The organism is Pseudomonas bohemica (assembly GCF_002934685.1).
Lineage (GTDB): Bacteria > Pseudomonadota > Gammaproteobacteria > Pseudomonadales > Pseudomonadaceae > Aquipseudomonas > Aquipseudomonas bohemica.
The window spans coordinates 1-25,924 of record NZ_NKHL01000090.1; the positions used below are offsets into that span (position 1 = coordinate 1).

At 60.4% G+C, this 25,924-nt stretch carries 22 protein-coding genes; 13 read left to right on the forward strand and 9 right to left on the reverse strand.

The genetic code is table 11. From position 1 onward, the window contains the following. From CE491_RS06305 to cydP, 3 genes are all read right to left on the reverse strand, one after another. On the reverse strand, positions 1 to 151 hold a 151-nt coding region (locus CE491_RS06305), incomplete at its 3' end, for a cytochrome d ubiquinol oxidase subunit II (RefSeq protein WP_199885013.1). Between the two features lie 10 nt (positions 152 to 161). Next, positions 162 to 1,754: a cytochrome ubiquinol oxidase subunit I gene (locus tag CE491_RS06310; protein WP_110947497.1), complete on the reverse strand. Its 1,593-nt coding sequence runs from the start codon at positions 1,752 to 1,754 to the stop codon at positions 162 to 164. Beyond that, complete coding sequence (gene cydP / locus CE491_RS06315; RefSeq protein WP_110947498.1) at positions 1,751 to 1,948, reverse strand: cytochrome oxidase putative small subunit CydP; 198 nt, start codon at positions 1,946 to 1,948, stop codon at positions 1,751 to 1,753. The genes CE491_RS06310 and cydP overlap by 4 nt, the downstream gene beginning before the upstream one ends. Before the next feature lie 372 nt (positions 1,949 to 2,320). On the opposite strand from cydP, the gene CE491_RS06320 reads away from it, so the two are divergent. The 5 genes from CE491_RS06320 to CE491_RS06340 all read left to right on the forward strand — a co-directional run bounded on the left by CE491_RS06320 (position 2,321) and on the right by CE491_RS06340 (position 7,945). Further along, positions 2,321 to 3,091 (forward strand): substrate-binding periplasmic protein, encoded by a 771-nt coding sequence (locus tag CE491_RS06320; protein ID WP_234407530.1) that lies wholly within the window; start codon positions 2,321 to 2,323, stop codon positions 3,089 to 3,091. A gap of 2 nt (positions 3,092 to 3,093) precedes the next feature. Then, positions 3,094 to 4,440: a GGDEF domain-containing protein gene (locus tag CE491_RS06325; protein ID WP_110947499.1), complete on the forward strand. Its 1,347-nt coding sequence runs from the start codon at positions 3,094 to 3,096 to the stop codon at positions 4,438 to 4,440. A gap of 18 nt (positions 4,441 to 4,458) precedes the next feature. Next, complete coding sequence (locus CE491_RS06330; RefSeq protein WP_234407531.1) at positions 4,459 to 5,208, forward strand: substrate-binding periplasmic protein; 750 nt, start codon at positions 4,459 to 4,461, stop codon at positions 5,206 to 5,208. Positions 5,209 to 5,470: 262 nt separating this feature from the next. Further along, on the forward strand, positions 5,471 to 7,114 hold the full coding sequence (locus CE491_RS06335) for a phosphoethanolamine transferase (protein WP_110947500.1): 1,644 nt from the start codon (positions 5,471 to 5,473) through the stop codon (positions 7,112 to 7,114). A 6-nt stretch (positions 7,115 to 7,120) separates the two neighbouring features. Further along, entirely contained in the window at positions 7,121 to 7,945 is an 825-nt protein-coding gene (locus CE491_RS06340; protein WP_110947501.1) for an AraC family transcriptional regulator, read from the forward strand. Here the strand turns inward: CE491_RS06340 and CE491_RS06345 are convergent, their stop codons facing one another. The 3 genes from CE491_RS06345 to CE491_RS06355 form a co-directional block, all read right to left on the reverse strand. After that, positions 7,946 to 8,533, reverse strand: coding sequence for a LysE family translocator (locus tag CE491_RS06345; protein ID WP_110947502.1), 588 nt, complete (start codon positions 8,531 to 8,533; stop codon positions 7,946 to 7,948). A gap of 300 nt (positions 8,534 to 8,833) precedes the next feature. Next, positions 8,834 to 10,267, reverse strand: a complete 1,434-nt coding sequence (locus CE491_RS06350; protein ID WP_110947503.1) for an NAD-dependent succinate-semialdehyde dehydrogenase — start codon at positions 10,265 to 10,267, stop codon at positions 8,834 to 8,836. A 117-nt stretch (positions 10,268 to 10,384) separates the two neighbouring features. After that, a complete protein-coding gene (locus CE491_RS06355) occupies positions 10,385 to 10,681 on the reverse strand; it encodes an ArsR/SmtB family transcription factor (RefSeq protein WP_110947504.1) in 297 nt (98 codons plus the stop codon). 388 nt (positions 10,682 to 11,069) lie between these two features. Between CE491_RS06355 and CE491_RS06360 the strand changes: the two genes are divergently transcribed. From CE491_RS06360 to CE491_RS06370, 3 genes are all read left to right on the forward strand, one after another. Further along, positions 11,070 to 12,554: a nucleobase:cation symporter-2 family protein gene (locus tag CE491_RS06360; RefSeq protein ID WP_110947505.1), complete on the forward strand. Its 1,485-nt coding sequence runs from the start codon at positions 11,070 to 11,072 to the stop codon at positions 12,552 to 12,554. Between the two features lie 52 nt (positions 12,555 to 12,606). Continuing rightward, positions 12,607 to 13,086 (forward strand): LEA type 2 family protein, encoded by a 480-nt coding sequence (locus CE491_RS06365; RefSeq protein WP_110947506.1) that lies wholly within the window; start codon positions 12,607 to 12,609, stop codon positions 13,084 to 13,086. A 259-nt stretch (positions 13,087 to 13,345) separates the two neighbouring features. Beyond that, on the forward strand, positions 13,346 to 15,979 hold the full coding sequence (locus CE491_RS06370; RefSeq protein WP_110947507.1) for an ATP-binding protein: 2,634 nt from the start codon (positions 13,346 to 13,348) through the stop codon (positions 15,977 to 15,979). A gap of 59 nt (positions 15,980 to 16,038) precedes the next feature. On the opposite strand, the gene CE491_RS06375 is transcribed toward CE491_RS06370, so the two are convergent. After that, positions 16,039 to 16,929: a LysR substrate-binding domain-containing protein gene (locus tag CE491_RS06375; protein WP_234407532.1), complete on the reverse strand. Its 891-nt coding sequence runs from the start codon at positions 16,927 to 16,929 to the stop codon at positions 16,039 to 16,041. A 271-nt stretch (positions 16,930 to 17,200) separates the two neighbouring features. On the opposite strand from CE491_RS06375, the gene CE491_RS06380 reads away from it, so the two are divergent. Together CE491_RS06380 and CE491_RS06385 are read left to right on the forward strand one after the other, a co-directional pair. Beyond that, the gene (locus CE491_RS06380) at positions 17,201 to 18,724 is read left to right on the forward strand and encodes a UxaA family hydrolase (RefSeq protein ID WP_110947509.1); all 1,524 of its coding nucleotides are present in this window, start codon (positions 17,201 to 17,203) and stop codon (positions 18,722 to 18,724) included. A 92-nt stretch (positions 18,725 to 18,816) separates the two neighbouring features. Beyond that, positions 18,817 to 20,505 (forward strand): lactate permease LctP family transporter, encoded by a 1,689-nt coding sequence (locus CE491_RS06385; protein WP_110947510.1) that lies wholly within the window; start codon positions 18,817 to 18,819, stop codon positions 20,503 to 20,505. 136 nt (positions 20,506 to 20,641) lie between these two features. On the opposite strand, the gene CE491_RS06390 is transcribed toward CE491_RS06385, so the two are convergent. Continuing rightward, a complete protein-coding gene (locus CE491_RS06390) occupies positions 20,642 to 21,397 on the reverse strand; it encodes an IclR family transcriptional regulator (RefSeq protein ID WP_110947555.1) in 756 nt (251 codons plus the stop codon). An 80-nt stretch (positions 21,398 to 21,477) separates the two neighbouring features. Here CE491_RS06390 and CE491_RS06395 point away from each other — a divergent pair, with 80 nt between their 5' ends. Genes CE491_RS06395 through CE491_RS06405 form a run of 3 tightly spaced genes read left to right on the forward strand, consistent with a single transcriptional unit; the run spans position 21,478 to position 25,446 of the window. After that, on the forward strand, positions 21,478 to 23,007 hold the full coding sequence (locus CE491_RS06395; protein WP_110947511.1) for an MFS transporter: 1,530 nt from the start codon (positions 21,478 to 21,480) through the stop codon (positions 23,005 to 23,007). Then, positions 23,004 to 24,035, forward strand: a complete 1,032-nt coding sequence (locus CE491_RS06400) for an HlyD family secretion protein (protein WP_110947512.1) — start codon at positions 23,004 to 23,006, stop codon at positions 24,033 to 24,035. Before CE491_RS06395 ends, CE491_RS06400 begins: the two co-directional genes overlap by 4 nt. A gap of 1 nt (position 24,036) precedes the next feature. Continuing rightward, positions 24,037 to 25,446 carry an efflux transporter outer membrane subunit gene (locus CE491_RS06405; protein ID WP_110947513.1) on the forward strand — a complete coding sequence of 470 codons (1,410 nt, stop codon included), beginning with the start codon at positions 24,037 to 24,039 and terminating at the stop codon, positions 25,444 to 25,446. Positions 25,447 to 25,474: 28 nt separating this feature from the next. On the opposite strand, the gene CE491_RS06410 is transcribed toward CE491_RS06405, so the two are convergent. After that, positions 25,475 to 25,732, reverse strand: coding sequence for a hypothetical protein (locus tag CE491_RS06410; protein WP_110947514.1), 258 nt, complete (start codon positions 25,730 to 25,732; stop codon positions 25,475 to 25,477). Between the last annotated feature and the right edge of the window lie 192 nt (positions 25,733 to 25,924).

Here is a 25,924-nt window from a genome sequence, read left to right on the forward strand (position 1 = left end):
TGATCACCACCCGCCGTTCGTTGTCGGTGCGACCTACGAAGGGCATCAGCATCGCGGCGCCCAGGTCGAAGCCGTCAGTCAGCGCGAAGCCGATCAGCAGTACGCCGACCAGCACCCACCAGATGAGTTTGAGTGTCTCGTAATCGAACATCGTGTGTTCCTCAGGCCAGCGCGGGTTGTTTGGCTGGGGCAGACGGATCAGTCTCCCGTCGCTCGAAGTGATAACGGCCGGTGTGCAGACTGCTTGGGCCCAGGCGCGCAAACTTGATCATCAGGTACATCTCGATGATCAACAGCACGGTGTAAAAGCCGACCAGCGCCAGGATCGAGCCAATGACATCGCCGCTGGACAGGGTCGAAGCGGACAGGTGGACCGGCAGCACTTCACCGATCGACCATGGCTGACGACCATGCTCGGCCACCCACCAACCCGTCTGCGTGGCGATCCACGGCAGCGGCAGGCTGAACAGTGCCCATTTGAGCAACCAGCGTTTGCTGGATTCGTTCTTGCGTGCCGAAGCCCAGAACGCGCAGATGAACAACAGCAGCATCAACATGCCACTGAGCACCATGATGCGGAACGTCCAGAAGATCGACGCCACATGGGGAATCGAATCCAGGGCTGCCTGCTTGATCTGCTGCTCGTTGGCATCGACCACCTTGTCGGTGTATTTCTTCAGCAGCAGGCCGTAACCCAGGTCCTTCTTCACGTCATTGAAGGCGTTGAGGGTCTGCTCGCTCTTGTCGCCGGCGCGCAGCTTGCCCAGCAGGTCGTAGGCGATCATGCCGTTGCGAATGCGCCCCTGATGCTCGCTGACCAGATCCTTGATCCCGGTGACCTGTTTGTCGACCGAACGGGTGGCAATGATGCCCATCACGTAAGGGATCTTCACTGCGTAATCGGTGCGCTGCTCGGCCTGATTCGGCAATCCGAACAAGGTGAACGCTGCCGGCGCCGGTTCGGTCTCCCACTCTGCTTCGATGGCGGCGAGTTTGGTTTTCTGCACGTCGCCGATTTCGTAGCCGGACTCATCGCCGAGCACGATCACCGAGAGAATCGAGGCCATGCCGAACGCCGACGCGATGGCGAAGGAGCGACGGGCGAAACCGATGTCGCGGCCCTTGAGCAGGTACCAGCTGGAAATCGCCAGTACGAAAATCGCTCCGGTGACGTAGCCGGAGGCCACGGTATGCACGAATTTGACTTGCGCGACGGGGTTGAACAGCAGGTCGCTGAAACTGGTCAGTTCCATGCGCATGGTGGTGAAGTTGAACTCGGCGCCGACCGGGTTCTGCATCCAGCCGTTGGCGATCAGAATCCACAGCGCCGACATGTTCGAGCCGATCGCCACCAGCCAGGTTACCGCCAGGTGCTGCACGCGGGTCAGACGATCCCAGCCAAAGAAGAACAGGCCAATGAAGGTGGACTCGAGGAAGAACGCCATCATCCCTTCGATTGCCAGCGGCGCGCCGAAGATGTCCCCCACGTAGTGGCTGTAATAGGCCCAGTTGGTGCCGAACTGGAACTCCATGGTCAGCCCGGTGGTGACGCCCAGCGCGAAGTTGATACCGAACAGCTTGCCCCAGAACTTGGTCATGTCCTTGTAGACCTGCTTGCCGGTCATGACATAGACCGACTCCATGATGGCCAGCAGGAAGGTCATGCCCAGGGTCAGCGGCACGAAGATAAAGTGGTACAGCGCGGTCATCGCGAACTGCAGCCGAGATAGGTCGACGACTGATTCCGAAATCATTTTGGGTTCTTCTCAGGAGATACGGGAGGGGCGCCCAATACATGCAGGCCAGCTTGCACCCCGTCATCCTTGACCTCGACCGGAGCGTCGAACCAGACGCTGCGGATTCCCATCAACAGGACGAGTTTGATCAGCAGGATCAGACCGATGTCTTTCGCCAGCGGGTGTTTGAGGAAATCGAAAGGACCGGGCATGTTAAGGACTCGTCGGGGTGCACGTTATTTTTCCTACAGTGCTTCCCAAACCCGTTGATCCAGGTCAAAAAAGCCGGGACAGCACGGTGTGACACAACGCCACAGGGTGGTTAACGATGTTTACCCCCTCGTCCTTTACCTTCCTCGCCGGGCCTGCAGCGGTCCGGCTTGCCAGCGGTGAGGCCATCGAGTAGCAGAAACCGGCAACGGTTCGTTCCCGTCGTTGTCGTAGATCGGAACGCAATGATCATCGCCTCAAGTGGCAGATTTTCCAGCCGATATCGTGGCTGTAACAGGTCATCCGACCATATTCCTACGCGCGCGCCGGAAACCGGATCAGCGCCGCTGCTGCAGTCCATGAGGTAGCCGTTCATGACATCCCCGACCCTCATTTGTAAGGCTCGCGGCGCGCTGTATGGCGCGGTCATGCTCTGCCTGAGCGTTTGCGATGCCCGGGCGCAGCCCCTTCGCATCGTTACCGAGCAATTGCCGCCCTACAGCATGACCCTCGATGGGAAGCTGACCGGCATGAGCACCGAGGTTGTGCAGGCGGTGCTCAAGCAAATCAATGTGCAGGCGAGCATCCAATCCATGCCCTGGGCGAGGGCCTACGATCTGGCACTGCACGATCCGGACGTATTGATCTACTCCATCACTCGCACTGCCGAGCGCGAACGCCTGTTCAAATGGGTCGGAACCATTGCCTCGTCGCGCTGGTACATCTATTCCTCGTCCACGCACCCGATCAACCTGATGGATCTGGACGACGCCCGCGACTGGCAGACCGCCACGGTCAAAGAGGATGTCGGCGAGCAATACCTGATCGGCAAGAAGTTCGTCGTCGGCCGGCAACTGCAGTCCAGCAATCGCTACGAACTCAACTACCAGAAACTTCGAACCGGCCACGTCGACCTGTGGATCTCCGATGAATTGAACGCCAATTACCTTGCGCGCCAGGCCGGGGATGATCCTGCTCGCACGCTGGTGCAATCCTTGCGTGTGCCCGAGTTGGAAGAAGACGGAGGATTGAGCATGGCTTTCAGTGTCGGGACGCCGGATGCCACTGTGCAACTGTTTCAGGAAGGCTTGAGGACGATCCGCGAAAACGGGACCTACGACGCCATCGCACGGAAGTGGAATTGAGCATGCTCGCAGAGTCTGAAACCCGCCGCCCGGAAACCACCGCTGCGCCACCGCGCACCGGTTCGCTCGCGCGCAGGCTGGTATTGGCGACGCTGACCTTCTGCATCCTGTTCACGCTGGCGACCGTCACGTTGCGGACCTGGTTCGCCTGGAACACCAACCTCTCGAACATGAATGCCGAACTGGGGCTGATCGACCAGGTGTTCCAGGGCACGCTGTCCAAGGCAGTCTGGGAAATGGACAATGAAGCGCTGCAGGCGCAGATCGACAGCGTGGCCCTGGCCCCACCGGTGGGGCGTGTCGAGCTGCGCATCCTGCGTCCCGGTCGCGCACCTGAAGTGCTGGAGCGTCAGCATCCGGGCCATGCCGGTTCCTCATTCGCCCCGGCCCTGCATCGGCAACTGATCGTCACCCCCTACCCAGGCGCCAATGAAGTGGTGGGCGAACTGAGCATCGAGGGCGACGCACGCTTGCTGTGGCGGCGTTTGTGGAAGGAAGTCGGGATCATCATGCTGACCCAGATCATCCAGTCGCTGGCGCTGGCCGGGCTGATCATGGGCATGTTCAACCGCTCGGTGACCCTGCATGTGCGACGCATCGCCCGCCATCTGGAACAGCTGACGCCGCAGAATCTGAAAAATCATCTGGTCCTCGGCCGCGGTAGCAAGGCCAGCGATGAACTGGACCTGCTGGAAGCAGGGGTCAACGACCTGCAGGACAAGCTGGCCAACCATATCGAACGCCAGACCCGCGATGAGCTCGCCCTGGCCGCCAGCCGCGATCAGCTGGCCGAACTGGTCGAACAACGCACTGCGCAATTGAAAGCGGCGAATATCCGCCTCGAAGCCCTGACTCGCTTCGACCCGCTCACCGGCCTTGCCAACCGCCGCCACTTCGATGAAATCAAGGAGCTGGAATTCAATCGAGCCCTGCGCCACAGGCAGCCTTTTTCGGTGCTGATGTGCGATATCGATTTCTTCAAGCTCTACAACGACACCTACGGCCACGCCAATGGCGACCAGTGTCTGCGCGAGGTGGCCCTGACCATGAGCGCGCTGTTCTCACGCTCCGGCGAGCTGGTGGCGCGTCTGGGCGGCGAAGAATTCGCCGTGCTGCTGCCGGGCCAGAACCGGCAACAGGCGCTCAGTTGCGCCGAACGCCTGCAAGCGCTGCTCGCCGAACGGAAACTGCCGCATAAGGGCTCGGGCGTATCGCCGTTTGTGACGATGAGCATCGGCATTGCCGAACTCGATCCGGCGAACATGGAGCGTTTCGACCATCTGCTGCAAAGCGCGGACAAGGCCCTGTATCGGGCCAAGAGTCAGGGTCGTAACCGGTGTGAGATCTGATCACGGGGAGAATGTGACATGCGCCGTAAGCAACATTCGCTCAAACAGGGCTGGGGGTTTATATCCACGACGATGTTGGTGCTCGTTTGCCTGAGCGTCCAGGCCGAGACATTGCAGGTGGTCACCGAGGACTCCTCATACAGCTCGCTGCAGGACGGCAAGGTGGTGGGGCCTGCCAGCGAAGTGGTCGAAAAGCTCCTCGCCGCGGCTGGCGTCAAGGATTACCACATGGCGCTTTACCCTTGGGCGCGTGCCTATGACATGGCGCGGCTGGAACCCAACGTGATGATTTACCCGATACTGCGTAGCAGCGAACGCGAGCCGTTGTTCAAGTGGGTGGGCGAGCTGGATCAGGTGACGCCGCTGTTCTACAAGCTGCGCGAGCGCCATGACGTCGTGATCAAGGATCTGACGGATGCGCGTAAGTATGCCGTGGGCGTGGTCCGGGACGATTCGCGGCAGGAATACCTGGCAGGCCAGAAATTCAGCAGGCTGGTGGTTTCGGCCAACAATCTGGATAACCTGCGCAAATTACTCAGCGGCCAGGTCGCGCTGGTACCCATGCCGGAGCGTGAGGCGCGGGAGCAGTGTGAGGAGCTTCATATTGCTTTTGATCAGCTTGAGAGTGTCTATGCCCTTGATGAGCTGTCCAAGGGCCTTTATGTAGCGCTGAGTCTGAAGACGCCGGCGGATACAGTGCAGCGGGTGACCACGGCGTTTGCCCGGTTGAAGGATGATGGGACGGTGGCCAGGGCTATGTCTCGGTAGGTGGGGCGGGCGCGCTTACAGCGGTGATAAGCGGTTGATGAGCGTTCCACATTCGGCATGAGAATGATGATAGGGCGCTCTGGGTCCACTGACGCGAGCGTCTACGCTGTTTCACGAACTCTTCACAATCGTTCTGAAAAACTTCTCTCGATCCGAATCTTCATCAACCACCTGCCCGCGGCAGGTCAGTCTGACGTGTGAGTCGCAGGGATATAGCCGACTGAAATTCCACCGTGCAGGCCCGTTTCGAGTAGTGCTTTATATGGAAATGCGTTCAAAGCTGCGACCCGTTACCTCCACCCGCCTGGTCATGCTGTTTTCGCTGTGCCTGGTGCTGTTTTACAACCTGGCGACCTGGCACGCACTGTTCGGTCTGACGCAGTTGCAGGGGGTCAAGGCCGGCGCGTTTTATGTCTCTTTCGCGTTTTTCCTGTGGGCGGCAATCACTCTGCTGCTGACCCCCTTCTCGTTCCGCCCGACGCTCAAACCGGTACTGAGCCTGGTCGCGCTGTGTTCGGCGGCGGCGGCGTACTTCATGAACACCTACGGCATCAGCATCGACACAACGATGATGCAGAACGTGCTGGAAACAAACCCGGGCGAGGCCGAGGCGCTGCTCAGCGGCAAGCTGTTCGTGTATCTGGGCTTGCTGGGCGCGTTGCCGATCGCGCTGATCTGGCTGATTCCGGTCACCTACCCCCGGGTATTGCCAGGATTGGTCAACAAGGTGCTGGTCTGCATCGGTTGCGTGTTGGTGATCGCTGCTGCGGTAGGGCCGTTCTACTCGACCTACGCGCCAATCTTCCGTGACGAAGACGCTCTGACCCACTTCATCAACCCGACCAACTATATCTACGCCATCGGCAAGCTGACCAAGCAGACGGTGGCGATCAAGGAAACCGTCAAGATCCAGACTGTCGGCGCCGATTCCGTACTCAGCCCTGAAGCGCAGCAGCGGCCGAAAAAGAGCCTGATGATCTTCGTTGTTGGCGAGACGGCACGGGCCGACCACTTCTCGCTCAATGGCTACGCCCGCGAGACCAACCCCGAATTGAAGAAGCAGGACATTCTCAATTTCACTCAGGTGGCGTCGTGCGGCACGTCCACGGCGGTGTCGGTGCCTTGCATATTCTCGAAGTTTGCGCGCACCGATTACAGCGACAAAAAGGGCAAGACCTACGAAGGCCTGCTGGACATGCTGCAGCGCGCCGGTTTGAAGGTGTTGTGGCTGGACAACAACAGCGACTGCAAGGGCACCTGCCTGCGCGTGCCACACAGCGACATTCCCAAAGACCAGCCGAGCCCCTTCTGCGACGGGCAGAATTGCCTGGATGAATCTCTGTTGGTGGGGCTGCAGGACTACATCGATTCGCTCAAGGACAACGCTATCATTGTCCTGCACTCCGACGGCAGCCACGGCCCGGAATACTACGACCGCTACCCCAAAGCCACGGAGCGCTTCACTCCGGTTTGCCATACCAACCAGCTGGGCAGTTGCACCTCCGATGAGCTGAAAAACGTCTACGACAACACCATTCTCTACACCGACCACTTCCTGGCGCAGACCATCGAACTGCTCAAGCGCAATCAGGACAAGGTCGACGCCTCGATGATTTACGTATCGGACCACGGTGAATCGTTGGGGGAAAACGGCATCTATTTGCACGCCGCGCCTTACGCCATCGCTCCCGCCGCGCAGACCCATGTGCCGATGGTCATGTGGTTCGGCCACTCGACCCTGGAAGACGCCGGCATCGACCGCAGCTGTCTGGCCGCCAAACAGAACCAGCCGGACCTGAGCCATGACTACATGTTCCATTCGGTGTTAGGCTTGCTCGGCGTCAACACCAGCGAATACCAGTCGGCGCTGGACATTTTTCACAGCTGCAAGCGCAGCCAGGGATGATCTGACATGGCCCTTCAGAACCCGGTAAGCAACGCTGAAACACCGGTGTTCTGGAGGGATGCCGAGCTGCCGTTCATTGAAGCCCGCTCCATCGTCGACGGCCGCAAGGTCTGCTACTCGCGTCATTCCCACGAAGTGTTTTCCATCGGCGCGGTCACGGCCGGACAAAGCACTTACCTGCATGAAAAGACCCGTCAGACCATCTCCACCGGCACCGTGGTGCTGATGAATCCCGGCGATGTCCACGCCTGTAACCCTATCGACGATCAGCCCTGGTCGTACATCATGTTTTACGTCGATGCCCAGTGGCTGGGACGGGTCCAGCAGGCCTGCGGCGTCGAAGGCTTTCGACCGATCCCGGCGATTCACAGCACGGATCCTGCGCTGTTTTCGGGCCTGCTTGATCTGCACCGAATGCTGATCGATCCGAGCCTGGAATCCCTGGAGAAACACGAAGCCGCGATTGCGTTTTTCGTACTGATACAGCAGCAGCTTGGCGGTTTCGATGCGCCGCTGAAGAAGGTCAACCAGCGGGTCGAACGCGCCGCGCGGTACATCAACCAGCATTTTTTGCGAGCTATCCGGCTGGAGGAAATCTGCCAGGCAGCGAGCCTGTCGGAGGCTTATCTGATTCGCGCCTTCGAACAGCATTACCACATGACACCCCATGCCTATCTGATCAACCGGCGCATTCAACATGCCCAGGCGCAGTTGCGCGAGGGCCAGCCAATTGTCGATATCGCCCAGCGCAGCGGTTTTGCCGATCAGGCGCACTTCCAGCGGGTATTCAAGAAACACCTGGCCGCGACGCCGGGCCAATATCGGCAATGATCAGACGTACAGCAACGACACCGCACAGCCGGCCAACAACGCCGCCATGCTGCGGTTGAAGGCGCGAATGCGCTGCGGGCTGCGCAACCAGGGGCCAAGAAACGCGCCGGCGTAGGCCCAGCAGCCAACCGACAGGTAGCAGACCACGAAGTAGATCAGCGCGAACAGGCCGATCAGCCTCGCCTCGCCATCGGCCACGAACGCGCCCATCCCCGCAACCGCTGCCAGCCACGCCTTGGGATTGAGCCATTGCATCGCCGCCCCATGCCAGAACGACGGCCGCTGGGTAGGTTTGTCGACATTGAGTTGGCCATCGTCCATCGCCAGTTTCCAGGCCAGATACCCCAGAAACGCCATACCGGCCCAGCGAATGATGTCGGTAAGCATCGGGTAGTTGTGCAGCACCTCATGCAGGCCGAAACCGGTGAAAACCAGCAGCACCACGAAGCCGACCGTAGCGCCCATGACATGCCGCAGACTTGCCCCCAGTCCGAACTGCGCTCCGGAACTGAGCGCCACCACGTTCACCGGCCCCGGGGAAATGGACGCCGCGAGCGCGAATGCCGCCATGGAAATCATCAGGTTCATTACCGCCCTTCTCCGTTCAATGAATGATCAGAGACATTAACGGCCGAAGGTTGGGCAGGTATTGAAGAAAACTGACCTGTGGGATTTCAGGCACGTTTAGTTTGCTTTTGATTCTGGCTGCATGCATCCAGCCTGATATCGCGCCTGCGACGACGGCTGGGCCGCCTGTTCCAAGGCTGTGCCAGCCGTCTGCCATGGGCGATCCTCACACCCGAGATCGAAAATGACCTCCGGTGTGAGAGGCCTGGGCGGGTCTGGCTTGCAGGCCAGACGCAGCGGGAGAGCCCAGAGGGAAAGGCATCACAGATTGAACACAGTCACCAGCTTGGTATTCAGATATGCCTCGATTGCCTCGGTGCCACCCTCGGACCCATAACCGGAATCCTTGACCCCGCCAAACGGAACCTCCACCAGCCCAATCCCCTGATGGTTGATCGACAACATCCCCGCTTCGATCCGCGTAGTCAAAATGTGCGCGGTCTTCATCGAAGTCGTAAACGCGTATGAGGCCAGCCCGAACGGCACGCGGTTGGACTCCTTGACCGCATCCTCAACCGTATCGAACGGCACGATCAGCGCCACAGGGCCGAAAGGCTCCTCGTTCATGATGCGCATTTCAGGCGTCAGACCGCTGAGCACCGTCGGCTCGAAGAAATACCCCGGCCCATCGACGCTCTTGCCACCGGTATGCAGCTTCGCCCCGCGATCGGCCGCGTCCTTGACGAGCGACGTCAGTGCCGGCGCGCGGCGTTCGTTGGCCAGCGGCCCCATGGTCACACCCTGCTCCAGGCCATTGCCGACTTTGACTTCATGAGTCAGGCCGACGAACTTCTCGATGAATTTCTCATAGACGCCACGCTGCACCAGGATACGGGTTGGCGACACGCACACCTGCCCCGCGTTGCGGAACTTGGCGCCAGACAAGGTACGTGCTGCCAGGTCGAGATCAGCGTCATCGAACACCAGCGCCGGTGCATGACCGCCCAACTCCATGGTCGCGCGCTTCATGTGCTGACCGGCCAGCGCAGCCAACTGCTTGCCGACCGGGGTCGAGCCGGTGAAGGTGACTTTCTTGATCACAGGATGGGCAATCAGGTAGCTCGAGATCTGCGCCGGGTCGCCAAACACCAGGCCGATGACACCCGCCGGAACGCCGGCGTCGATGAAAGCGCGGATCAACTCGGCAGGCGATGCCGGGGTTTCTTCCGGCGCCTTGACGATGATCGAGCAACCCGCTGCAAGGGCGGACGAAAGCTTGCGCACCACCTGGTTGATCGGGAAGTTCCAGGGCGTGAACGCTGCGACCGGACCGACCGGTTCCTTGATGACTTTCTGCTCGACCGACGTGTTGCGCGATGGCACCAGACGGCCGTAGGCGCGACGGCCTTCTTCGGCCAGCCAGTCGATGATGTCGGCGGCGGACAGGGTTTCCATGCGCGCTTCCGCCAGTGGCTTGCCCTGTTCCTGGGTCATGATGCTGGCGATGTGATCGACGCGATCGCGCAGCAGGTTGGCAGCCTTTTGCATGATTTTGTAGCGGTCGTAGGCCGGGGTACTGCGCCAGGTTTCGAAACCGCGCTCGGCGGCGGCCAGGGCCTGATCCAGGTCGGCGATATTGGCGTGGGCGACGGTGCCCAGGGTGTCACCGGTCGCCGGGTTGAGCACGGCAAGGGTGCGGCCGTCTTCACTGGCGCGCCATTGGCCATCGATATACAGCTGAACGTCTGGGTACATAGGGAAGCTCCGAGTGCGCCTACATGAGGCGGGAGAATGGTAAAAGGCAGGCCGACCAATTTACAGGCGTATACCTGCGACGATCAAGTTGACGCCAAAGAAGTCCGATGAACCCGCTTAGCAGAACTGCATCAACTGCTGCGCATAGGCGCGCAATACGTCGCGCTGCATCCTGAAACTGGCGTACTTGCCTTCACGCAAGGTGGTGATCAGGCCAGCCCGCTCCAGCTCTTTGGTGTGATGCGACACGGTCGCTGCACTGACGGGATGGGCCTTGAGCAGTTCGGCGCAGGGCAAGGCATCCGGGGAGGCGCTGATCTGGACCAGAATCCGGTATCGCCTGCGGTCGGCGAGTGTTCGGGAGATCAGTTCGATATGCTGATCGGTCAGCGGAAAAAGATGTGCAGTGCTCATGAAGATCGTTACACCCCGGTTGAACCTCCTTGTCGAGACCTGTTTGTCGAGACAGCTGCGTGGGCAATCGAACCAGCAGCCACTGATCGACCCGAATACCACGCGTGACCTTGGACGCTGGCACGCGCCGCAAGGTTCAGAGGCAACAGAATAAGCCGCAATCGCAGACCAGCGAAGTAATTTCTGGCATTCTGCGCGCCCTTTTTCCTATGGCCCGCCTCTTGCTCATGCCAACTTTTTGTACACAATTTTCAAATGAATTGTTTTTCAATATGTCGACATGTTGTAGAGTCGAAAAACCTGACCTGACAGACAACTTTTGTATACAGGCCAGCTCAGCGTCAACCGCAAAGCCCACGACCGAATAAAAACAATTGGCAGGCTAACCATGACCACACCTCAAAGCGCTTCCCCATCGCGTCCGACCGCGAGAAAAACCGACCTGATTTACGGACTCAATGACAGACCGCACTTCACTGCGGCGATCTTCGCCGCATTGCAGCACGTACTGGCCAGCTTCGTCGGCATCATCACACCCACTCTCATCGTCGGCAGCGTGCTGGGCCTGGACAGCGAGGTGCCCTACCTGATCAGCATGGCGCTGTTCGTCTCGGGCCTGGGCACCTTTGTCCAGGCCAAGCGCTTCGGCCCGATCGGCTCAGGGCTCTTGTGTCTGCAAGGCACCAGCTTTTCCTTTCTCAGCGTCATCCTCAGCGCCGGCTTTCTGGTGAAGAGCCGTGGCGGCGGTACCGAGGAAATCCTCTCCACCATCTTCGGCGTCTGCTTCTGCGCGGCCTTTGTCGAGGTGGTGCTGAGCCAATTCATCGGCAAACTGCGCAAGCTGATCACTCCCGTCGTCACCGGCACAATCATCACCTTGATGGGCCTGTCGCTGCTCAAGGTGGCGATGACCGACATGGCAGGCGGCTTCGGCGCAGCGGACATGGGCTCGGCGGCCAATCTCGGACTGGCAGCGCTGGTGCTGGGCACCATCGTAGTCCTCAATCGTTTCAATATTCCGTTGCTGCGACTGAGCGCGATCATCATTGGCCTGACGTTGGGCTTTCTGGTGGCCTGGTACATGGGGCGGGTGGATTTCACGCACATGCCACAAGTGCCGGTGATGAGCATCCCGGTACCGTTCAAATACGGCTTTTCGTTCGACCTGCTGGCGTTCATCCCGATTGCCGTGATCTTTCTGGTTTCGCCTCTGGAAGCTGCGGGCGATCTGACCGCCAACTCCATGATCTCGCAACAGCCGGTGAGTGGCCCGATATACATCCGCCGAATCAAGTCCGGCTTGCTGGCGGATGGCCTGAACTCGGCGTTGGCCGCGACCTTCAACAGCCTGCCGATGGTGACCTTCGCCCAGAACAACGGGGTGATTCAGCTCACCGGCGTGGCCAGCCGTTTCGTCGCGTTCTTCATTGCCGGGATTCTGGTGCTGCTGGGGCTCTTCCCAATCATCGGCGCGGTGCTGCAGTTGATGCCCAAACCGGTTCTGGGCGGCGCTACGCTGATCATGTTCGGCACCGTAGCCGTGGCCGGGATCAAGATCCTCTCCGAGGCCGGACTGCATCGGCGCAACATGCTGATCGTGGCGATTTCCCTGGGGATGGGCCTGGGCGTCGCAGCGGTGCCGGAAGTGTTGCGCGAGCTGCCCAAGGCGCTGCACAACATCTTCGAATCGCCGATCACCGTCGGCGCGTTCTGCGCGATCATCCTCAACATCTTCCTGCCGGAAGAATATGTAGAAGAAGAGATCACTGAGTTCGACCCGGAAGCCTCGACTCTCAAGGTGTTGCAAGACCCGGCGCCAACCGCCGAAACAGAACCTCTCCCCGCCCCCGCGGTCGCACAGTTGAATCGCTAGGCTTATCGAGCGGGAGCTTTCTCCCGCTCCGCCTCGCAACTGGAGCACCACGATGCCGCTACGCCCGATCCGATCCCTGCTCACTTGCCTGCTGGTTCTGGCGTTGAGTGCCTGCGCGCTGTTCCCCAACCGCGACCCACTGAACATCAACGTGGTGGGCATCGAGCCGTTGCCGGGTCAGGACCTGGAAATCCGCTTCGCTGTGAAGCTGCGCCTGCAGAACCCCAACGATGTGGACATCCCCTACGATGGGGTGGCGCTGAATCTGGACGTCAACGGCAAGCTACTGGCCTCGGGGGTCAGCGACCAGAAAGACACGATCACCCGTTTTTCGGAAGGCGTACTGACGGTGCCTGTAACCGTTTCAGCGTTCGCAGCGCTGCGTCAGGCGGTGGGTCTGACCGAAACGCAGAGCCTGGACAATCTCCCCTATGAATTGCGCGGCAAGCTGGCGGGCGGGCTGTTTGGCACCATGCGCTTTTACGACAGCGGCACCTTGAGCTTGCCGCAGCCAGCGAATGGCAGTTGGTAGTCGACAACTGTCCGTCGGCTGTAAGCCCGCTTCCTTATTAGCTGGGCGCCAAGCAATGCTGACCTTCGCCACGCCCTTGGCCTGATACATCGTCTCTGAATCAGGCATTCGCGCGATGTTCGAAAGCCGTTGAGCAACAGGGGCGCGGCTTCGGAACGGTCTTTTGTGGTGGGTGTCAGAATTGCCTGAGCCACTGCTTGTCAGGCTGCCAGGGCTCTTCCACACTTACCATTCACTGCCTTATCGGACATCGGTCCTCATGACCCAGCAAGCCAGCGCGGACAATCTGCTATTCCTTCACGGTGGTGCGCTTGGCGAGCTGATACGTCGCCACGACTGGACTGCCAGCGCCCTGGGCGCCCCGCAAAACTGGCCGCAGAGCCTCAAGACCATCACCGCTATGTTGCTGGCCTCCCCCGTCCCCATCGTGCTGTTGTGGGGTGAGAAAGGCATCATGATCTACAACGATGCCTACTCCGGCTTCGCAGGCGATCGCCATCCCCGGTTGTTGGGCTCGGAAGTGCGCAAGGGTTGGTCGGAGATTGCCGATTTCAACGACAACGTCATGCGCAAGGGCTTGGCTGGCAAGACCCTGGCTTACAAGGACCAGGAGCTGACACTGCATCGCCACGGACGCCCGGAGCAGGTATGGATGGACCTGGATTACTCGCCCGTCCCGGATGAAAGCGGCATCCCGGCCGGGGTGATCGCCATTGTCGTGGAAACCACCGAGCGGGTGCTGGCCGGGCGCAACCTGCTGCACAGCGAGCAGCGCTTTCGGGCATTGGTCAACGCTACCGCCGATGTGACCTACCGTCTTTCCCCCGACTGGAGCTTCCTGCGCCAGCCCGATGGCCCGGGCGCGCTGCAGGGAGACAGTCGCACCCGACACAGCTGGCTGCAGACCTACATCCAGCCAGCCAACCAGCCTCAGGTCAGGCAGGCTATCGAGCAGGCAATCCGCGACAAGGCAAGTTTCAGTCTGGAGCACCCGATCATCCGGTCCGATCGCAGCGCTGGCTGGGCCTTGTCACGGGCCGTGCCGTTGTTCGACGAACGCGGCGAGATCGTCGAATGGTTTGGCACGTCGACGGACATCACGGCCCGCCGGGAAGCCGAAGAGACCCTGCGCGCCAACGAGCGGCGACTGCATTTCCTCGATGCACTGGGCAAACAAACCGCCCGCAGCGCCGACGCCGATGTGGTCATGGCGATCACCACGCAAACGCTGGGCGAACACCTGGGAGTCGCGGTCTGCGCCTATGCCGACATGGACTCGGACCAGGACGGTTTTACCATTCGCGGAGACTGGTTCGGCGCCGGCCTGTCGAGCAGCGTAGGCCGTTACAGCCTGGCCAGCTTCGGCAAACAGGCGCTAACGACTCTTCATGCGGGCTTGCCGCTGATTCTCGAGGACAATGCCCGGCAACTGGCGCCCGAGGAGGCCCAGGCCTTTCTGGATATGGGCCTTGCCGCGACAATCTGCATGCCACTGCTCAAGGAGGGCCGCCTGACCGCGCTGATGGCCATTCATGACCGCGTGCCCCGGCGCTGGACCCCACACGAACTGTCACTGCTGGCGGAAGTCACCGAACGATCCTGGGCGCACATCGAGCGGGCGCGTGCCGAGGCCAGGCAACGAGAAAGTGAGGAGCGCTTTCGCGTCGACCTGGAGGCACAGGTGGTCGAGCGCACCGAAGCCTTGCGCCAGAGCGAAGCCAACATCCGGCGTACCGAGCAGGCGCTGCAACAGGCGCAGAAAATGGAAGCGCTGGGCAATCTCACCGGCGGCATCGCCCATGATTTCAACAATCTGCTGATGGCCGTACTGGGCAGCCTCGACCTGCTGCGTCGGCGCATGCCCGCCGATCCGCAACTCGTACGACTGGTCGATAACGCCAGGACAGCAGCGGAACGCGGCGCTACGCTGATTGCCCGGATGCTCGCCTTCGCGCGCCGCCAGGAACTGCGAGCGCAGACCATCGAACTCGGGCAACTGGTCGCCGGCATGAGCGAACTGCTGCAGCGCTCCCTCGGCCCTACCGTAGAACTGCAGATTACCCCCACGCCGGTCCCCGCCTGGGTGAGGACCGATCCCAATCAGCTCGAAGCTGCGTTGCTCAACCTTGCCGTCAACGCTCGCGATGCAATGGGCGGCCAAGGGCAGATCGTGATCGAGACGATTTTGCGCAGTATCAAGGTGTCGGACACTCGGCCTGGCTTCGGAGACTACTGGTGCCTGTGCGTGACGGACACAGGTGAAGGCATGGACGAAGAAACCCTCAAGCGTGCGACCGAACCCTTCTTCACTACCAAAGGGGTTGGCCAGGGCACGGGGCTTGGGCTGTCCATGGTGCATGGTCTGGTCGAGCAATGCGGCGGTACGCTGCAACTACACAGCAAGCTGGGCGTTGGCACGACCGCCGAGATGTGGCTGCCATTGACCACGGCGCCTGAGGCCTCGCTGGAAAACGGCAGCGAAAACGCGACACAGCGCGAGAGTCAGCAGGCCGCTTTGAACATCCTCACGGTAGACGACGATGACTTGGTGCTGACCAGCACTGCCGAAATGCTCAGGGACGTGGGCCATCGCGTGCGCTCTGCCAGCTCCGCACGCGAGGCGCTGGATTGGCTGGAGCAGCAGCGATTCGACTTGATGATCACCGACCACGCCATGCCCCACATGACAGGGGCGCAACTGATATTCAGCGTTCGGGAGCGATTTCCCGACATGCCGGTGATCCTGGTATCGGGATACGCCGAGGGGGTCCCGGGACAGACCGTCGACGTTCCGAGTCTGGCCAAACCCTTCTCCCAGGCGCAGCTGGTGGAGATGGTCAACGAGGTGGCGACGGTATCCCACGCGTCTGTATTGTCAGTGACGGGCCGGTAGCGCCCTAGCCGCTCCGGGAGCCTATGTCAGGCTCACTGGCGCGATCAATGCGGGGGGCATCAGCGGACGTGGTCGGGTAAGGTTGCGAAGGCTTTACCCGGTGTCGGTGCCTGCAGCCAATCGACAAAGCTGGCAACCTCGGGACGATCGAAACTGCCCTGTTCGTAGAGCGCGTAATACGCGTAATCCGACTTGGCCATCACGTCGAACAAAGGCACCAGGGCCTCAGCATCGAGTAACGGACGCACCAGGGACGCACGGGCCAGCGCAACCCCCAGTCCTTGCGCCGCTGCGTGGTAAAGGAGTGACAGATCCTCAAAGCGATGCCCTTCCGTTGGCTCTTGAAAGTCCAAACCCGCCGCTGAAAACCAGGGTCGCCAGGGCTCTAACCGGCTACGCAGGAACTGAGCATGTTTGAGGTCGGCAGGCGCCGTTATGCAGCGTTCTTTGATGTAAGAAGGGCTGGCCACCGGGAAGATGACCTCGTCAAGCAGTATGCGGCTTTCTCTTCCGACATGATGACCCGTGCCAAATCGAATATCGAGATCGAACTCCCCGGCCTTGTAGTCGAGCTGCGAATTACTGATCTCGAGGGCGATCTCGATATTGGGGTGGCTATCCAGAAAACTCTTCAATCGGGGAAGAATCACCATCCGCGCGAACGTAGGCGGAGCCGTCATGGTGATACGCGTTTTGTTGGGACGCTCCCCTGTCTGCGCGGCGACATCGGTCAAGGCTGCGAGCGCCTTTCGCACCACAATGAGATAAGCAGCACCGGTAGGTGTGAGGCTGAGTGAAGGTCGCCCGCGCTCGAATGCAGGGGCGCCCAATAAATCCTCGAGCATTTGAATCCGATGGCTCACGGCACTACGCGTGACATTCAATTCCTCGGCGGCCTTGGAAAAGGAAAAGAGCCGGGCCACGGCCTCGAATGCATAAAGTGCGTGCAACGGTGGAGGTCTTCTGATCATTCGGCAGTTTATTGAAAACTTTCCTCGTACGTACAGAACTATCGGCGGCTGACAGCCCGTGCAGGGCGGTGAAGTTTTCTAACCGGGTCGGACAATGAACCTCACCCCGCGCTTTTCAGGATTGCCATACATTGGGAAACACACACGCCAGCCACCTCAGCCCATGCGTCGTGAATATCCAGGCCTGCGATCAGTACCGGAACTGAAACCGGCAACAGAACATTAAAAAGATAATAAGAGGCGTTAACCGATGTCTGATTTGAGCAAGATTCTGAAACTTCATCCTCTCGATAATATTGCTATTGCGCGTGCCGCGATTGACGCCCGTACTGCTCTTGATTCGACAGGCATCCAGGCCGTTCAGGACATTCCGGCCGCGCACAAAGTTGCTCTCACCGCGATTGCCACCGGTGAAGCGGTGCGCCGCTATGGCCAGATCATTGGCTTTGCCACAGCCCCCATTGCGCCGGGCGAGCACGTTCATGTGCAGAATCTTGCGATGGCGGATTTCGAACGCGACTATGCCTTCGGAGAGGGTGTAATCCGCACGGGCGACGCGCCCGAAGCCAGAACGTTCATGGGTATCAAGCGCGCGGATGGACGTGTTGCGACACGCAATTACATTGCCGTCATCAGCACGGTGAACTGCTCAGCGACCGTGTCCAAAAAGGTCGCTCAGTATTTCAATAATTCGTCCGTGCTCAATGACTACCCCAATGTCGACGGTATTGTTCCGCTCACTCACAGCTTCGGCTGCTGCATTGACCATAACGGTGAAGGTCTCAAGCAACTGCGACGAACCATCGCAGGCTTCATGACGCATGCAAACTTCGCCGGTGTCGTGCTGATTGGCCTCGGGTGCGAGTCCAACCAACTGAAACCCCTGTTTGCTTCAGAAGGTGTCGAACCTGACGCGCGGCTGGTGCCGCTGATCATGCAAGAGCTGGGCGGCACCCAAAACACCATCGATGCCGCAATCGAAGCGGTGAAGACCATGCTTCCGGCTGCCAATGCGGTCAAACGCGAGCCGCAGTCACTGTCTCACCTGACAGTCGCCCTGCAGTGCGGCGGCTCGGACGGCTATTCCGGCATCACTGCCAACCCGGCGCTGGGCGTAGCGGTCGATAAACTCGTGGCCCAGGGCGGCACCGCCATCTTGTCGGAGACGCCCGAAATCTATGGCGCCGAGCACCTCCTCACGCGCAGGGCCATCAGCCGTGAGGTTGGCGAGAAGATCGTCGAGCGTATTCACTGGTGGGAAGCGTATGCCGAGCGTGAGCGTGGCAGTATCGATAACAATCCCACGCCCGGAAACAAGGCCGGCGGCTTGACCACGATCCTCGAGAAATCTCTCGGCGCGGTCGCTAAAAGCGGTTCTACCCCGCTGACCGGTGTCTACCACTATGCCGAGCCGGTGACGGCGCACGGCCTGGTGTTCATGGACGCTCCGGGTTACGACCCGATGGGGGCTACCGGCCAGATCGCTTCTGGCGCCAATCTGGTGGCCTTCACCACAGGCCGCGGATCCTGCTTTGGTGCCAAGCCCGCGCCGTCCATCAAGATCGCAACCAATACGCAAATGTTCGAGCGGATGCGCGACGACATGGACATCAACTGCGGGCTGATCATGGATGGCAATGCCACCGTGGAGCAAAAGGGCCAGGAGATCTTCGAAGCCTTTATCCGCATTGCATCCGGCGAGCAGAGCAAGAGCGAAGCCTTGGGTGTGGGCGACGAGGAATTCGTGCCCTGGATGATCGGCGCCCAAATGTAGTTCCAGGGATATCCGCGCGCACGCAACGTTCGCGCGGACTCCAACGCATCGCGTCAACTGAACATCAAAAAAAATAACAAGAGACTGCTCATATGCAAACCTGGCAACAGTTGTATACCCCACTTGGCAGCGTGGGATTATCAGCGCTGGTCGCGCTAATCCCGATCATGTTCTTCTTCCTCGCCCTCGCGGTGTTCCGCATGAAAGGCTACGTCGCCAGCACCCTCACTCTGGTGCTCTCGGTGCTTATCGCCACCCTGGTGTTCAAGATGCCGATCGACATGGCTTTCGCCGCTGCCGGGTATGGTTTTGCCTACGGCTTATGGCCTATCGCGTGGATCATCGTCGCGGCGGTATTTCTCTACAAGCTGACGGTGAAAAGCGGTCAGTTCGAGGTGATTCGTAGCTCAGTGCTGTCGATCACCGCAGACCAGCGCCTGCAGGTGCTTCTTATCGGATTTTCTTTTGGTGCCTTTCTCGAAGGTGCGGCTGGCTTTGGCGCGCCGGTGGCAATCACCGCGGCCCTGCTGGTTGGCCTGGGTTTCAATCCGCTGTATGCAGCGGGCCTGTGCCTGATAGCCAACACCGCGCCAGTGGCATTCGGCGCGTTGGGTATTCCCATCGTCGTTGCCGGTCAGGTGACGGGCATCGACGCGTTCAAGATCGGCGCGATGACCGGCCGTCAGCTGCCACTGTTGTCGATCATCGTACCGTTCTGGCTGGTGGCGATGATGGATGGCTGGCGGGGTATCAGGGAAACCTGGCCCGCTGCTCTGGTCGCAGGTTTCAGCTTCGCCGTGACCCAGTACTTCACCTCCAACTTCATGGGCCCGGAATTGCCAGACATCACCTCGGCGCTGGTCAGCCTGGTGAGCCTGACCCTGTTCCTGAAGGTATGGCATCCGAAACAGGCAGAGGAAACCGAAATCACCGGGATCAACGCCGATGGCACCGCGATCCTGGGTAAAGTCGGGGGGCAACCTGGAGGCGCGCCCTCAGCCTATGACGTTGCGACAGTCCTCAAGGCCTGGTCGCCGTTTTTGGTGCTGACCGTGCTGGTCACCCTCTGGACGCTGAAACCGTTCAAAGCCTTGTTCGCTCCGGGCGGCGCGTTATATAGCTGGGTATTGCAGATCGCGATTCCACACCTCGATCAGTGGGTGATGAAGGTCGCGCCGATCGTCGCTACGCCGACCGCGATCTCGGCGGTGTTCAAATTCGATCCTGTGTCTGCCACCGGGACGGCTATCTTTTTCTCCGCGCTGATCTCGATGGCGATCCTGCGCATCAACGTCAGGAGCGGCCTGACGGCGTTCAAGGAAACCCTCGTGGAACTCAAGTTTCCGATCCTCTCGATCGGGATGGTGCTTGCGTTTGCCTTCGTAACGAACTACTCGGGCATGTCCACTACGCTGGCGATCATGTTGGCGAGCACCGGCGCCGCGTTCCCTTTCTTCTCGCCGTTTCTGGGATGGATCGGCGTGTTCCTGACGGGCTCGGACACCTCATCCAACGCCCTCTTCGCTTCGCTACAGGCAACCACCGCCCATCAGATCGGCGTCAATGACATCCTGTTGGTCGCCGCCAACAGCAGTGGTGGCGTCACCGGCAAGATGATCTCGCCGCAATCCATCGCCGTGGCATGCGCCGCGACAGGGATGGTCGGTCGCGAATCGGATCTGTTCCGCTTCACGCTCAAGCACAGTGTGATATTCGCGACGATCGTCGGCTTCATCACGCTGGCTCAGGCGTACTGGTTTACAGGCATGCTCGTGCATTGAGACAGAGCGCTAGTGGCTGCTTCCGTCACCGCGAGGCACACCTGCCCGAATGCTCAAAAGCAACCGTGTTCCATACACGTGGAACACGGCTCCGTTTGCCCCCCAGCCCTCGATAAGCGCGAGGTTGAAGTTGGCATCAAGCGATGCTGCGCATGGCGTCGGTCAGATCTCGCTGACATTTTTTCAACGCCGCCTTGACGGTGTCGATGGCCTCTTCCATTCGCCATACCGGCCCGACCACGTCGATCGCATACTGCCCTTGCGGCGTCTGCAAACCGACGGCTATAGCCCCAACCCCGACCGTGTGCTCATCAAAATCGAGGGCAAATCCGCTATTCCTGATCTCCTCAAGCTGCGCCAGCAATTGCTTGAGCGTGAGTGTCCTGGGTGTCAGCTGCTTGAGTTCAGTGCCGAGCAAATCCATCACCGCCTTGTCTTGCATGGCAGAGAGCAGGATTTTCCCGCCAGCTGTCGCGTAGATGCTCAGAAAATTACCCGCGACCGGAGCAACCCGCAGGGCATTGGGCGACACGACTGAATGCAAGATCAGCAACTGAGCCCCGCTCGCCCCCATCAATACCGCCGTCTCTCCCGTCACCCGAGAGAGCTCCTCCAGGTAAGGCCGGGCTTTCTGCGTAATGTCGACGTGGCTGTGGGATGCCAGGCGCATCAAGGCCGGGCCCAGGCAAACGCCGCCAGGACCGTGCACCTCCAGCAGCTCTTCCTGAGCCAGCGCATCGACCATCCGCTGAACGGTAGAACGCGGCAGACCACTTTTCCTGGCAATGGCGCCAAGGCTCAAACCCGAGGGTTCGTCTTCCAGGGTACGCAGGATAGCGGCGGCGCGGGCAATGACCCCGACGCCACTTCGATCAGATTCAGCACTCGTCATGGTCTTGTCCAAAGTATTATCAGTTGGTACAGTGTACCGCATATCAGGCCCTCTATCTTTCGGCGCAACAGGATCCTCCTTTGTCAGCACCCATCACTCCCCCTGTTCCGACACCTTTCGGTTGGCGGTTGGCCATCGGCCTGGTCGGTGTTTTACTCGCCGCGCTCACCTCAGGCATCAACGACCGGGTCACAGAAACGGTCCTGGTGGATATTCTAGGGATTTTCAGCCTGAGTCACGATCAGGGTACCTGGATCAGCACCGCCTATGCGGCCGCCGAAGTGAGCGCCATGCTGCTCTCGCCGTGGCTGGCGATGACTTTCTCGATCCGCCGCTATGCCATCGTGATGACGTGCGCCTTCACCCTGTTCGGCATACTCATTCCCTTCGCCCCCAACTTCGAAAGTCTGGTCACGCTGCGCGTGCTGCAGGGTTTGGCAGGGGGCGCCCTGCCACCTTTGCTGATGACCGCCGCCCTGCGTTTCCTGCCATGGCACGTCAAACTCTACGGGCTCTCGGCGTATGCACTGACGGCGACCTTCGGCCCAAACCTGGCCACGCCGTTGGCGGCACTATGGACCGAGGGCGGCAACTGGCGAATGGTGTTCTGGCAAATCGTGCCGACGTGTCTGATCGGTGCCGGCTTCATTGCCTACGGCCTGCCGCAGGACCCGATTCGTCTGGAGCGCTTCAAACAGGCCGATTGGCGTGGTGCATTATTGGGCGTCGGCGGTATTTCCATGCTGGTGGTTGCCCTGACACAAGGCGAGCGACTCGACTGGTTGAACTCCCCACTGATCGCTTTCATGTTGCTGGGTGCCGCCACCGCCTTGCCGCTGTTTCTGCTCAACGAGTGGTTTCACCCGCTGCCCCTGTTCAAGTTGCAATTGCTGGAGCGGCGCAATTTCGCCTACGGCATCGTCACCCTGTGTTTGTTTCTGCTGCTGTCGCTGGCAGGGGGCGCCATTCCGGCGGCGTATCTGACCGAGATTCAAGGTTATCGCTATCTGCAAACCATGCCGACTGCCCTGTTGATCGCTGTCCCGCAATTGGTGCTGGCGCCTTTGGTGGCGATGACGATCAATCGCAACTGGGTGGATTCGCGCTATGTCATCGGCGCCGGACTGGCGTTGATGGCCATCGCCTGCATCGGCGGTTCGTTGTTGACCAGTGAGTGGGTCCGCGAGGACTTCTATGCGCTGCAGATCATCCATGCGTTTGCCCAGCCCATGATCGTGGTGCCGTTGTTGATGAACGCCACCGGGGTGATCCAGCCGATGGAGGGCCCGTTTGCCTCTTCCATGGTCAACAGCATGCGCGGGCTGTTTTCGGTGGTCGGTGCTTCGGCGCTGGAAAACCTGATCACCCACCGCGAACACCTGCACTCCAATACGCTGCTCGATAATCTGGGTTCAAGCCATCAGGCCCTCAGCCCGCTGTTCCAGCATCAAACCCTTGCCGCCGTTTCGCAGCGCGTTCAGCGACAAGCCTTCGTGCTCAGCTACAGCGATGCGTACCTGGCGCTGCTGGCGGTTGTCGCTGTCCTGTTCGTCGTTCTACTGACCCTGCCCAAACGCGCCTATCCACCGCAACCTCCGGTATCGCCATGAAACAACATAGAACCGCCATCAGCCTGGTTTGCACGGCTGTCATCATCTGCGCCGTGTACACCGGCTACGAAATCCTCTCCACCAGCGCTGTACAGAGCACCGACGATGCCTACATCAGGGCTGACTCGGTACTGATTTCCGCACGCCTGCCGGGGCAAATCACCAAGGTGCTGGTAGAAGACAACCAATCGGTCAAGGCCGGCCAAGTGTTGGCAGAGCTTGATGATCGGGACTTGCTGGTCGCCCAGGCTTCGGCGGCAGCCACCGTATCGGCCGCCAAGGCGCAGTTGCTGAATCTGCAGGCGAGCATCGAACGCCAGGCGGCCGTGATCGATCAAACCAGCGCGACCACCCGCGCCACCGCCGCGTCCCTGAAGTTCGCGCAGGCTAACGAACAGCGCTACCTGAATCTTTCGAACGCTGGTGCGGGCACCCAGCAGGAACACCAGAAAGCGGTAGCCGACCTGCAGGGCTGGCAAGCCTCCCGTGATCGTGATGAAGCCTCCCGGGTCGCGGCCACCAAGACGCTGGAGGTGCTCAAAGCCCAGCTGGAAGTGGCAAAGGCTGAGTTGGCCAAGGATCAGGCGGCGTTGAAACAGGCGGATCTGAACGTCTCCTACACCAAAATCACCGCGCCGCAGGATGGCATGGTCGGCCAGCGTTCGGTCCGCGTCGGTGCCTATGTCTCTCAAGGGCAACCGCTGATGGCGGTGGTACCGCTGCACGAAGCCTTCGTGGTGGCCAACTTTCGCGAGACCCAACTGGCACGCATGGTCGCGCATCAGGAAGTCGAGCTGAGCGTCGACAGCATTCCGGACCACAGCTTCAAAGGCCACATCGAGAGTGTCGCGCCGGCGACCGGGGTGTCCTTTTCCGAGATCGCCCCGGATAACGCAACGGGGAACTTCACCAAGGTCGTGCAACGCATCCCGGTGAAAATCATTTTCGAGCAGAATCAGGCAGACCTCGATCGGCTGCGCATCGGCATGTCGGTGGTGGCCAGTGTCGACACCAGCAGGGGGCACTGAGATGAAGCGCACTCTGTTATTCATGGCCCTGGCCAGCCTTGGCGCCTGCGCCGTCGGCCCCGATTTTCAAGCGCCACATCCTGCACTTCCACAGAGCTGGCAGAGCGCAGTGCAGCCGGGTTCGACGCTGGTGGGAAAAAATGACAGCCAGTGGTGGCAGCAGCTGGGAGACCCGCAGTTGACGGCGCTTGTTGAACGCGCGGCGAACGCCAACTTCGACGTACGTACTGCCAACAATCGACTGGAGCAGAGCCGGCTGATGCGCAAGGTCACTGGCAGCACACAATTGCCAGGCATCAGCGCCAATGGCGCTTACAAGCGCGCGCGTAACAGTGCCGTGGGAGTCCTCGATGAGTCCGATCTGGAGGGCAAGGCGCCGTTCGAGCTGTGGAGCAGCGCCATCGACGCCAGTTGGGAAGTCGACCTCTGGGGCCATGTGCGCCGCAGCGTCGAGGCCGCCGACGCTGAGGTCGAGCTGACCGGTGCGCAGCGTGACGGCGTGCTATTGAGCATCAGCGCCGAAACCGCCACTGACTACATTCGCCTGCGTGGCGTGCAGGCGCGACTGGCAGTCGCCCGGCAAAATCTGGAAATCGCCCGGCAGAGCTATCAGCTGACCAAGACTCGCTTCGACAATGGCGTCACCACCAACCTCGACACCGCCAACTCCGCGGCGCAGGTGGCAACCATCGAAGCCGTGCTGCCAGTGCTCGGCGCTCAGCAGGACCGCCTGATCAACGCCTTGAGCCTGTTGTTGGGCGAGGCGCCGCGCTCGCTGCACGGGGAACTGATCGAGCCGAAGGCCATACCCAACCCGGCGCCTGATGTGCCGGTCGGGCTGCCGTCCGAACTGGCCCAGCGTCGCCCGGATATCCAGCAAAGCGAGGCCGCCCTTCACCGCGCGACTGCCGCCATCGGGGTGGCAAAGGCCGATTTCTATCCGCGTATCAGCCTGGGCGCCAGTATCGGCTCGCAAGCTCTGGACGGTTCCAACTTCGGCAACTGGAGTTCTCGGGAATGGTCGTACGGTCCGAATTTTTATCTGCCGATTTTCCAGGGTGGACGCCTGACCGGCATGCTGGAACTGCGCAAGCGCCAGGAGCAGGAAGCGGCGATCAACTATCAGCAGACAGTGTTAGGCGCCTGGCATGAAGTCGACAACGCGATGAATGACTACGCGGCCGAAAAACAGCACTACACCAGGCTTGAGGAGGCGGTGCATCAGAACACCATTGCGCTGACCACCGCCCGGGACCGTTACCGTCAGGGCGCCGTGGACTTCATCAACGTCTTGGGTGTGCAACGCGCGCTGCTGGCAACCCAGAGCGACCTGGTCGACAGTGCCACGCAAGCGGCCCTTGATCGCGTGCAACTGTACCGCGCGCTCGGCGGCGGCTGGCCCAAGGGCTGAACGAATCCACCCTGCGCGGGAGATGGCTTCAGCCGCGTGCAGCAGCCACCAGGCGATTGACCTCGGCGCGCACCATGTTGGCGTATTCAGGCGGCGACATGGCATCGAGCTCTGCCCGCACCCACTCCGACCACTTGCCTTTGCGTTTGGCGCGCTCGCCCATCAGTCGGGCGGCTTCGCCCTTGGCCTTGCCCAGATTGCTCTGCCACAGCTCGAACAGACGGGATTTCTCGTCCTCGATCACGGCACGCTCGGCAAGGGACTTGTTGGCCAGGTTGAAACTCATGACGTCTACCTCTGGTTGCAAAAACGTAACGCTCCGATTACAGCCGAAGATCGGCTGGAAAGCGTCAGCATCTTACACCCGCCACCGGTGATGCCCGATCACATTCGTCGCACTTTTTGCGCCGCCTCGGAAATACCCTGCAACTTTTCCCGGCCCCCGCGACTCCATTGCTCACTGCCATCATCAACTGAA